We start from the raw sequence: 10,697 nt of genomic DNA, 5'->3' as shown, positions 1-10,697 counted from the left end.
TCGCCGGACTGGCCATCGAGACGTCGACCTTCACCCCCACCCGCACCCACGCACCGGCGTTCCACCCAGACCGTGGCGACGAGGTCGTGGCGCGGTACCCGTTCCTGTCCGCGATGTCGGACGCGGCGGACTTCCGCGGGGCGCTCATCGGGCACGCGCTGCCCGGCGGCATCGTGGACCGGGCGTCGTACGAGGAGCTCGCGGCCGAGATCGTCACGCGACTGCGCGCGATCGTCGACGCCGAGCACGTGGACGGCCTCTGGTACGACATCCACGGCGCGATGGTCGTCGAGGGCCTCGACGACGCCGAGGCGGACCTGCTCGGCCGGATCCGTGCGGTGATCGGCCCGGACGTCATCGTGTCGGCGTCGATGGACCTGCACGGCAACGTCACGCGCGAGCTCGCCCACCAGGTCGACCTCGTCACCTGCTACCGGATGGCCCCGCACGAGGACGCCATGGAGACCAAGGAACGTGCCGTCCGGAACCTGGTCGACGTGCTCACCGCGCGTCCTGCCGGAGCGCAGCGCCCCGTGAAGGCCTGGATCCCGATCCCCGTCCTGCTGCCCGGCGAGCAGACCTCGACCCGCCTCGAACCCGCCGCCTCGCTGTACGCCCAGGTGCCGCTCGTCGAGCAGACCGACGGCGTGCTCGACGCCGCGATCTGGGTCGGCTACGCCTGGGCGGACCAGCCCCGCGACCAGGCCGTCACCGTCGTCACCGGGTGGGACGAGGCCGCCGTCGCCGCCGGGGCCGAGCGCCTCGCCCGTGCCTTCTGGGACGTCCGCGACGACTTCGTCTTCGTCGCACCCACCGGCACGTTCGACGAGTGCCTCGCCGCCGCGCTCGCACCCGGCGCCGCACACCCGTTCTTCGTGTCCGACTCCGGCGACAACCCCACCGCGGGCGGCTCCGGCGACATGACCTGGGGACTGACGCAGGTGCTCGCGAACCCGGCCTTCGCGAGCGCCGACGGCCCCACCCTGATCTACGCGAGCGTCCCCGGCGCCGCCGCCGTGGCGACCGCGGTCGAGGCCGGTGTGGGTGCGACCGTCACGGTGACCGCCGGTGCGTCGGTCGATGCCGTGCACGCCGGACCGATCACCATGATGGGGCGGGTCCACGCGATCAAGCACGGCGACCGCGACGCCGAGACCGAGGTCGTGCTGCAGGTCGGCAGCGTCTTCGCGATCCTGACGAAGCTCCGGAAGCCGTACCACCACGAGCACGACTTCACCGACCTCGACCTGGCACCGCGGCAGGCCGACGTCGTCGTGGTGAAGATCGGGTACCTCGAGCCGGAGCTGTTCGACATGGCCGCCGACTGGATGCTCGCGCTCACCCCGGGTGGTGTCGACCAGGACCTGCTCCGCCTCGGGCACCACAGGATCGAGCGGCCGATGTTCCCCTACGATCGGGTGTTCCCCGAGGCCCCGGACCTGACCGCCAGGATCATCCCGGCCTCGGACCAGCCACTCGGAGCCTCTGCATGACCCCTTCGCCCGTTGCACTCGAGATCGCGGTCACCTCGCCGCAGGGTGCGGTCGTCGCACGGGACGGCGGGGCCGACCGGGTCGAGCTCTGCGTCGGGCTCGAGCTCGGCGGGCTGACCCCGTCGCAGGCCCTGGTCGAGACGACCCACGAGACCGGGATCCCGGCGCACGCGCTGGTCCGGTGCCGCCCCGGCGGGTTCGTGCACACCCCCGACGAGGTCGAGCTCATGGTGCGCGAGGTCCGGACGGTCCTGCGCTCCGGAGCCGCCGGCGTCGTCGTCGGTGCGCTGCGCCCGGACGGGACCCTCGACGAGGACGCCCTGCGCCGCTTCGTCGACGCCGCCCGCTCGGTCAGCACGACCGCCGAGATCACCCTGCACCGGGCGATCGACCACGCGGTGGACCCCGTCGCCGCAGCAGCCACGCTCGCCGCCCTCGGGTTCACCCGCGCGCTGACCTCCGGCGGCGCCCCCACCGCGGGAGCCGGCGCTGCCACGATCGCGCGAATGGTCGACGCCGCCGGGCCCGTGCAGGTCATGGCCGGTGCCGGTGTCACCCCGGCCGACATCCCGGCGCTCGTCGCGACCGGTGCCGCCGCCGTGCACCTGTCGGCCAAGCGTCCCGCGCCGGACAGCGCCCACGCCGGGGTCCCGATGGGCGGGGCCGACGACGGTTCGGCGCACTTCGTGACCGACGCCGAGGTCGTGGCGGCCGCACGACGCGCCCTCGACGCCTGACACTGGTCTCAGAACAACTGCGCCAGCTCGCAGCGCGCCTCCGGTCCGATCACGACAGGTCGCGGGAGGACGTCGGCATCCTGAGGATCGGCCGATCGGCCTGCTCGATCGCGACGGCGATCGTGTAAGCCCGCTGCGCCGTCACCTCACCGAACGCGACGAGTTCCTCGAGGACAGCACGCGTGTCTCGAGTGACGATGCCCATGCGCCCGGCCACTCTGAGCGACCCGCCGTCCTCACTCATCCAGAAGCTTCCCGCGAACTCCGCGCGGGTCCGGAGCAGGTGGAGCGTCTGACTCTCACCGAGGTGTTCGAGGGGCTTCTCGTCGCCACCGCCGAAGCGAGCCGTGCGCACCGCTTCGATCTGCAGCTGATCGACTACATCGCGGAACTCGATCGCCGGACCGAACCAGTCGTGGAGGTCCAGCCGGGCGAGGTTCGGAACATGGGCTGTGGAACGCTCGATCTCGAACGCAACGGCTTCCACAACCCTCCCTGCACCGTGGAGGCTGGCACGCAAGAGGTCGAGTTCGTCGACGGCAGCGAAGTTGCAGATCAGCGAGTTGTCCGGAAACCAGTGGAGCGCCACGATCAGTTCTCGGTCATGCCGGCTTCTGGGACCGGTGTCGATCCATCATCCAGCGCGAAGAACTCCTCGGCATCCTGCGGTGCCCACCCAAGGAGCGTCGCGACGGGCTTCACCGTCGTGTCGCCGTCGCGGTAGGCATCGAGGGCAGCGTTGACGAGCAGCCAACTCGGACGTGGCTCCCCCGCAGCGTGCGACAGGTCGACGTACTCGGCCGCTTTCCCGAGCCGCATGTAGATCGAGCGAGCGCGCAGGCCGATCAGACCTGCTCGGTCGGTCTCGCCGATGTGCTTCTCGTTGAAGAGCCGCCATGCCATCGACTCGGGCGAGAGCTGGAAGTGCCCGACCAGCTCCGGGAACGCCGCTGCCGTCGAGCGCCCGCCGATCGCCGCGCTGAGTTCGTCCGCGGGGGCGAGGAATGCCGCGGCGAAGCTGTTCGCGCGCCGCTCGACGTTCGAGCGCGCCGTCCCCATTCGTTCCTGGAGCATGCCCTGACGAGCATCACCGAAGGCGATGTGCGCGAGTTCGTGCGCGAGCGTGAACCGCTGACGCAGGGGCCGGTCGGTGGTCGCGAGGAGGATCACCCGGCAGTGCGCGTCCTCGTACGAGAGACCGTCGATCCCCTCCGGCAGGTCGGTGACGACGACCATCACGCCGAAGACGCGTTCGATGGCCAAGATGAGATCGTGCGTCGACAGGCCGCCGAGCGGTCGACCGATCGCCGCGACGAAGCGACGCGCGAGCTCAGCCGCCTCGACCGTGTACCAGCCCGACCGTTGGGCGAGCTGCGGGAGCTCAGGCAGGACCAACGGGCGGTCGACCGCTGCGAGGCCACGAACGCCAGTGGCGAGGAGTTCGACCGTCCTCGCCCCCGCTTCGTCATCGACACCAGCGAGCCGGGCGCGCTGGGCGAACACCGGTCGGAACGGCTCACGTCCAGTGATCAGCCAATCGACGCTGCGACGGCCCACGTCGGCGATCCTGGCCAGTTCAAGGGAGGAGAACCGTCGCCGACCCGAGAGCGACTTCGAGAGTTTGCTCGCGTCGATGCCGATGGAGGCTGCGAAGTCCGCTCGCCCGAGGTCGACCGATGTGATGACGGCTTCGACACGTTGTTCCAGGGATCCGGCCATGTCGCTAGCGTACTTGCGATTATCGCAAACGGCAGCACATCACATGCCGCGCTTGCCAGCGTGACCGAGCAACGGACGGGAGGCACGGTGCCAGCTGGCACCGTGCCTCCCGTCCGCCGTCAGCGCGTCAGCGCTGTCAGCCCTTGACCGGGATCGACTGCGCCTTGAGCGCCGCCACCGTCTTGGACTGCCCGGACTCGAGTGCCTCGAGCAGCGTGCCGTCACCGGACGCCGCCGAGCCGAAACCGTCGGAGACGTCCGAGTAGGTCTGCGTCATCGTCGGACCCCAGGTGAAGGGCTGGATGTCCTTCGCCGCGGTCGCGAACTCCTCGTAGATCTTCTGGTTGCCGTAGAACGGGAGTCCCTCGGTCAGCGCGGGGAGCTCGGCACCGGTGGAGGACGCCGGGTAGAGGTTGGCCTCCTTGTTCAGTGCGGACAGCGCCTCGGTCGATGTGTTCAGCCAGACCAGGAACTTCGACGCCTCGGCGGGGTGCTCGCTGCCGGCGAAGACGACGTTCGACGAACCGCCCCAGGCGGCCGACTTCGACTCACCCTCGCTCCACTGCGGCATCGGCGCGACGGCCCACTTGCCGGAGGTCGACGGCGCACCGCTCGAGATGGTGTTCGCACCCCAGACGGCGGAGACCCAGGTCCAGTCCTGGCCGCTGTCGTACGCGGCGTTCCACTGGTCGGTGAAGCTCGGCAGGGTGTTGACGAGCTTCTTGTCGATCAGGTCCTGCCAGTAGTCGGCGACCTTCTTCGACTTCGCGTCGGTCAGGTCGACCTTCCACGAGTCACCCGAGTTCGCGAACCACTGGCCGCCGGCCTGTGACACGAGCCCGGCGAACTGGTTGACGTCACCCTTGGCGAAGTTCGTGATGTTGCCGCCGAGCGCCTTGATCTTGACGGCGTCCTCGGCGTACTCCTCCCACGTCTTCGGGGCGTCGAGCCCGGCCTTCTCGAACAGGTCCTTGCGGTAGTACAGCGCCATCGGACCGGAGTCCTGCGGCACGGCGTAGACGGACTTCGACTCGCCGAAGGTGACCTGGTTCCAGAGGCCGTCGGAGAAGTCCTTCTTCGCCGCCGAGATGCCGGAGCACGCACCGATGTCCTCGAGGCCGCCCTGCACCCGGAAGGCCGGCAGGGTGTCGTACTCGACCTGGCCGATGTCGGGCGCCTGCTTCGCCTTGAGCTGGTTGAAGAAGTTCTGGTACGTCCCGCTGTTGCCGTTCGCGACGATCGAGGTCTTCACCTGGATGTCCGGGTTCGCCTTGTTCCAGATGGCGACGACCTTGTCCATGTTCGGCACCCAGGTCGTGAAGTCGAGCGTGACCTTGCCGCTCGAGGGCTTGCAGCTCGCGGCTGCGGTGTCGGAGGAACCGCCGCCGCTGGCGCTGCCGCCGGCGCTGCAGCCGGCGAGGGCGACGGTCGCGGCGACCGCCAGGGCGGCGACGCTGAGGAACTTCGTTGTCTTCATGCTGTTTCCGTTCGGGATGTGGTGTGGGGAGGGCTGGTGTGCGGAGGCAGTGCTGGTCGGGTGGCTACTTCAGACCGCCGGACCCGAGGCCGGAGCGCCAGAAGCGCTGCAGGCTCAGGAACGCGATGAGCAGCGGGATGATCGAGACGAACGATCCGATGAGCACGAGGGTGCGCAGGTCGGGGTACTGGTTCACGCTCGAGTTCCACGTGTAGAGGCCGAGCGTGACGGGGAACAGCGACGAGTCGCGGAGCATCACGAGCGGCAGGAAGAAGTTGTTCCAGACGGCGACGAACTGGAACAGGAAGATCGTCACGAGCGCCGGCGACATGAGCCGGACGGCGACGGTGAAGAACGTGCGGACCTCGCCGGAGCCGTCGATGCGCGCGGCCTCGATGATCTCGTCGGGCACGCTCGACGCCGCGAACAACCGCGACAGGTAGACGCCGAACGGGCTGACGATGCTCGGCAGGAACACCGACCAGAACGTGTCGGTCAGGTCGACCTGGCTGAAGATGAGGAACAGCGGCAGGGCGAGCGCCGTGGCCGGCACGAGGACGCCGCCGAGGAACGTGTTGAACAGCGCCTCACGCCCACGGAACCGGTACTTGGCCAGGGCGTACCCGCACATCGCCGACAGCACGGTACCGAGCAGCCCGGCGACACCGGCGTACGCGATGCTGTTGAGCAGCCAGCGCAGGTAGATGCCGTCCTGCCGGGTGAACAGCTCGGCGAGGTTCGCGAAGAAGTCCTGCACCGAGGTCGCGCTGAACCACAGCGAGAACGTGGTGTTGAAGTTCGCGGCCGTCTTGGTCGACGAGACCAGCAGCCAGAAGATCGGCAACAGGAAGTACAGGGTGAAGACACCCATCACGATCATCGCGGCGCTGCGCGAGATGACGCTCTCCCGCGGCCCGCGTGCACCGTGCTGGTGCGGACGGGAGGCCCGGTTCGGCTCGAGCGGTCGGCCCGCGTCACGCACGGTGTGGCCCGGGGTGGGTGCGTGGACGGTCACTGGGCGGCCTTCCGCTGGGTCAGTCGGAGGAACCCGATCGACAGGATGAACGTGGCGAGGGCGAGGACGACCGAGAACGCGGCCGCCAGGTTGAAGTTCGGCACCGACGAGGTCGAGTAGACGAGCATGTTGGGCGTGAACGTCGACGAGATCGTCGAGGTGAACTGCCGGAAGACGGTCGGTTCGGTCAGCAGCTGCAGCGTCCCGATCACCGAGAACACCGCGGTCAGCACGATCGCCGGCACGACCAGGGGGATCTTGATCGACAGCGCGATCCGGAGCTGCGAGGCCCCGTCGAGCTTGGCGGCCTCGTAGATCTCGGCCGGGATCGCCAACAGCGACGAGTAGATGATGAGCATGTTGTAGCCGACGAAGACCCAGGTCACGACGTTCGCGACGGCCCAGAGCACGGTGCCGGACCCCAGGAAGTCGACCTTCGAGGTCACGGCGGAGAACGGCGACAGGTCCGGGGCGTAGAGGTAGCCCCACATGATCGCGGCGATGACACCGGGGACCGCGTACGGCGCGAAGAAGGCCAGGCGGAAGAACCGCTTGCCACGCAGCAGCGGGGAGTCGAGCAGCAGCGCGAAGAGGAGCGCGAGCCCGAGCATCACGGGGACCTGCACGACACCGAACAGCAGCACGCGGAGCACCGAGTCCCAGAACGCGCTGTTCTGGAACACGAGCGCGTACTGGCTCAGCCCGCCGAACACCTGTGTCGGGGCGCCGAACGTGCCCTGGCGCTCGATCTTCTGCAGCGACTGCCACACGGCGTACAGGATCGGGACGAGGTAGAACGCGGTGAACAGCAGGGCGAACGGGACCACGAAGATCGCGATCGCCAGGCGGTAGCGGGAGCCCCCGCCCCGACGACGGACGGCGCGGGGCCGCTGGGTGGTGGTGGTCATGATCGGTTCCTGTCGGTGCGGATGATCTGGGTGCTGCCGGCGTCGAGGACGGTGACGCCGTCGACGGGTCGGTCGGTGACGAGCTCGTGGCCCGTGACGGTGTGCGAGGCGGGCTGGTCGGAGTGGTTGAGCAGGAACACCCACTCGTGCTGGTCGTCGCGGCGCCGGACGACCTCGACACCCGGTGCGGTCGCGGGATCCGGGGAGACGCCGGCCTCGGCGAGCACGCGGCGGAGCAGGTCGCGCAGCGCGTCGGCCTCGAGCACGGTGGACGTGTACCAGGCGGATCCGGCGCCGTGGTCGTTGCGGGTGACCGCGGCGGAGCCGGCGAGCGGGCCCTCGGCGTACTCGACGACGCTCGTGGCGCCGCGCAGCGCGACGGGCTCCGACCACACGGTGCCGGTGGTGCCGTCGGACAGCGCGATCGCCTGGTCCGCGGCGAGCGGCAGGAACTCGTCGACCCGGATGCCGAGCAGGTCGCGGAAGGCGCCGGGGTAGCCGCCGGTGCGGACCCGGTCGCGTTCGTCGACGATCCCGCTGAAGAAGGTGACGACCGCGTGGCCACCGGCGGCGACGTGGTCGGTGATGACGGCGGCGTGCTCGTCGCGCACCAGGTAGAGCTCGGGGACGACGACCGCGGCGTAGCCGTCGAGCGGGGCGCCCGGCGCGACGACGTCGACCGTGACCCCGAGGTCCCGGAGCGCGGCGTGGAACGCGTGCACCTGCTCCAGGTACCGGAGCGCAGTGGTGGGGTGGGCCTCCAGGTCGGCGGCCCACTGGTTCTCCCAGCTGAAGACGAGCGCGACCTCGGCGACGACCCGGGATCCGCGCAGTTCGCCGAGCCGCTCGACGAGCGACCCGAGGGCGACGACCTCGCGCCAGGTGCGCGAATCGGTGCCGGCGTGCGGCAGCAGTGCGGAGTGGAACTTCTCGGAGCCCTGCACCGACGCGCGCCACTGGAAGAAGCAGACGCCGTCCGCGCCCCGGGCGATGTGCGCGACGGTGTCCTGCAGCATCTGGCCCGGTGCCTTCGCGACGTTGTGCGGCTGCCAGTTCACGGCGCCGGTCGAGTGCTCCATCAGCAGCCACGGGGCTCCGCCGGCGAGTCCGCGGGTGGTGTCCGCGGCGAAGGCGAGCTCGGCGTGCGGGCGGGGCAGGCGGTGGTCGAGGTAGTGGTCGTTCGCGATGACGTCCATGTCGGCCGTCCACGACCAGTAGTCGAGCGCGGTGATGTGCGCGGCGACCATGAAGTTCGTGGTGACGGGCTTGTCGCTCAGTTCGCGCAGCACGGCGGCCTCGGCACGGTGGTGGCCGAGGAGTTCGTCGGACGAGAACCGGTCGAAGTCGATGGTCTGCGCGGGGTTCGTGGACGACAGCGTCGCGCGGGGCGGCAGCACCTGCTCCCACGCCGAGTACCGCTGGCTCCAGAACGAGGTGCCCCACGCGGCGTTCAGTTCGTCGACGGTGCCGTAGCGGGCACGGAGCCAGCCACGGAACGCCTCGGCCGAGACGTCGCAGTAGCAGTGCGCGTTGTGGCAGCCGAGCTCGTTCGACACGTGCCAGAGCTTCACCGCGGGGTGGTCGCCGTAGCGCTCCGCCATGGCGCGGACCAGGGCGAGGGCGAGCTCGCGGTACACCGGGGAGCTCGGGCAGAACGCCTGCCGCCCACCGGGCCAGCGCGTGGTGCCGTCCGCCACGACCGGCAGCACCTCGGGGTGCAGCGTGGTGAGCCACGGCGGGGTCGAGGCGGTGCCGGTGCCGAGGTCGACGCCGATGCCCGCGCCGTGCAGCAGCTCGATGACGGTGTCGAGCGCGGTGAAGTCGTACTCGCCCTGACGCGGCTCGACGTGCGACCAGCCGAAGACGTTGATCGCGACCAGGTTCACCCCGGCCTCGCGCATCAGCCGGACGTCCTCGACCCAGACCGCAGGGTCCCACTGCTCGGGGTTGTAGTCGCACCCGAAGGCGAGCCCGGTCGAGCCGAGCCCGAGCGCCCCGGTGGCGGGCGTCGGCAGGGTGGTCGTGGTCACGTCAGGGTCCTCGCTGATCGGGGCGACCGCTGCCGCTCCGGTCGTTGACGACCCCTTCGACGGCGAAGGTCACCCAGGTTCTGGGAGCGCTCCCAGTCCAGCCGGATCGAACGGGTTCGGATCGTTCTGGGAGCGCTCCCAGAGTGAACACCAGAAGCGGACCGCTGTCAACAAGACGCGTGCTGGAGCCCGTCGTGGGACGGATATGGTTGCCGCATGTCCGAGGTCCGAACCGCACGCCAGCGCGCCACGATCCAGGACGTCGCCGACGAATCAGGACTCTCCCGGGGCACCGTCTCACGGGTCCTGAACGACGAACCGTACGTGTCGCCCGAAGCCCGCGAAGCCGTGCAGGCAGCCGTCCGGCGCGTCGGCTACGTGCGCAGCGCGGCGGCCCGGAGCCTGGTCACCCGACGCTCCGGAGCGATCGCCCTGATCGTGCACGAGCCGTCGGTCCAGGTGCTCGACGACCCGAACATCGGCAACATCCTGATCGGCACCAACACGGTGTTGTCGCAGGCCGACCAGCAGCTCGTCACGATCATGGTCGACTCGGCCCGCGACAACGAGCGCGTCGTCGAGTACCTGCGCGGCGGGTTCGTCGACGGTGCCATCGTGCTGTCCGCCCGCGACGGCGACCCGATCACCCGGGCGATCGAGGAGATCGGCATGCCGGCGTGCTTCGTCGGCCACCCGTCCGACGCCGCGAACATCTCGTACATCGGCATCGACAACCGCGCGGCCGCCGAGCAGATCACCCGGCGCCTGGTCGCCACCGGCCGAAAGCGGATCGGCATGCTCGCGTCCGGGCTCGACCGCGACTCGGGGCAGGACCGACTGGCCGGCTTCACCGCGGCCCTCGGCGACCGCTTCGACCCCGAGCTGGTGGCCCGCAACCCGCTGTTCAGCTACACCGCCGGCGCCGACGGCATGCGTGAGCTCCTCGACCGGGCCCCCGACCTCGACGGGGTGTTCGCCGCCTCGGACGCCGTGGCTGCCGGCGCGATGGACGTCCTGCAGCGCAGCGGCCGGTCGGTCCCCGGTGACGTCGGCGTGGTCGGCTTCGACGACAGCGCCTGGGCACTGCGTTGCGATCCGCCGCTGTCGACGGTCCGGCAACCCGCGCACACCCTCGGCGAGAGCGCGGCGCAGCAGGTGCTCGCGCAGATCGCCGGTGCCGACGAGGGCCCGCACGGACTCATCCTGCCGACCGAGGTGGTCTGGCGCGGCTCAGCCTGAGCACCACCCTCCGACCGCCGGCTCGGTAGCATGGCCCGGTCCCCGTCACCGTCGACCGGTCCACCCCGCGAAGGAGCCC

Annotated in this window: 9 protein-coding genes; 3 read left to right on the top strand and 6 right to left on the bottom strand. The window is 70.1% G+C overall.

Features of this window, described 5'->3' with window-relative positions; all coding sequences use genetic code 11:
- Together GVL05_RS18995 and GVL05_RS18990 are read left to right on the top strand one after the other, a co-directional pair.
- Positions 1 to 1,493 (top strand): M81 family metallopeptidase (locus GVL05_RS18995; RefSeq protein WP_159574159.1); only part of this gene is annotated, 1,493 nt, incomplete at its 5' end.
- Positions 1,490 to 2,230: a copper homeostasis protein CutC gene (locus tag GVL05_RS18990; protein ID WP_159574158.1), complete on the top strand. Its 741-nt coding sequence runs from the start codon at positions 1,490 to 1,492 to the stop codon at positions 2,228 to 2,230. The genes GVL05_RS18995 and GVL05_RS18990, both read left to right, overlap by 4 nt.
- Before the next feature lie 49 nt (positions 2,231 to 2,279).
- Here GVL05_RS18990 and GVL05_RS18985 read toward each other — a convergent pair whose 3' ends face one another.
- The 6 genes from GVL05_RS18985 to GVL05_RS18960 all read right to left on the bottom strand — a co-directional run bounded on the left by GVL05_RS18985 (position 2,280) and on the right by GVL05_RS18960 (position 9,379).
- Complete coding sequence (locus tag GVL05_RS18985) at positions 2,280 to 2,819, bottom strand: hypothetical protein (protein ID WP_159574157.1); 540 nt, start codon at positions 2,817 to 2,819, stop codon at positions 2,280 to 2,282.
- 2 nt (positions 2,820 to 2,821) lie between these two features.
- The gene (locus tag GVL05_RS18980) at positions 2,822 to 3,949 is read right to left on the bottom strand and encodes an XRE family transcriptional regulator (RefSeq protein ID WP_159574156.1); all 1,128 of its coding nucleotides are present in this window, start codon (positions 3,947 to 3,949) and stop codon (positions 2,822 to 2,824) included.
- A gap of 136 nt (positions 3,950 to 4,085) precedes the next feature.
- The gene (locus tag GVL05_RS18975; protein ID WP_159574155.1) at positions 4,086 to 5,426 is read right to left on the bottom strand and encodes an ABC transporter substrate-binding protein; all 1,341 of its coding nucleotides are present in this window, start codon (positions 5,424 to 5,426) and stop codon (positions 4,086 to 4,088) included.
- A gap of 64 nt (positions 5,427 to 5,490) precedes the next feature.
- Complete coding sequence (locus tag GVL05_RS18970; protein ID WP_235036068.1) at positions 5,491 to 6,441, bottom strand: carbohydrate ABC transporter permease; 951 nt, start codon at positions 6,439 to 6,441, stop codon at positions 5,491 to 5,493.
- Positions 6,438 to 7,349, bottom strand: a complete 912-nt coding sequence (locus GVL05_RS18965; protein ID WP_123294575.1) for a carbohydrate ABC transporter permease — start codon at positions 7,347 to 7,349, stop codon at positions 6,438 to 6,440. Before GVL05_RS18965 ends, GVL05_RS18970 begins: the two co-directional genes overlap by 4 nt.
- A complete protein-coding gene (locus tag GVL05_RS18960) occupies positions 7,346 to 9,379 on the bottom strand; it encodes a beta-galactosidase (protein WP_159574154.1) in 2,034 nt (677 codons plus the stop codon). The genes GVL05_RS18965 and GVL05_RS18960 overlap by 4 nt, the downstream gene beginning before the upstream one ends.
- A gap of 216 nt (positions 9,380 to 9,595) precedes the next feature.
- On the opposite strand from GVL05_RS18960, the gene GVL05_RS18955 reads away from it, so the two are divergent.
- Entirely contained in the window at positions 9,596 to 10,618 is a 1,023-nt protein-coding gene (locus GVL05_RS18955; RefSeq protein WP_131881010.1) for a LacI family DNA-binding transcriptional regulator, read from the top strand.
- Positions 10,619 to 10,697 lie beyond the last annotated feature (79 nt).

Source organism: Curtobacterium sp. 18060 (assembly GCF_902706105.1).
Taxonomy (GTDB): Bacteria; Actinomycetota; Actinomycetes; order Actinomycetales; family Microbacteriaceae; genus Curtobacterium.
The sequence above is the reverse complement of the archived record's forward strand: the minus strand, read 5'-3'. Positions and strand labels throughout refer to the sequence as shown.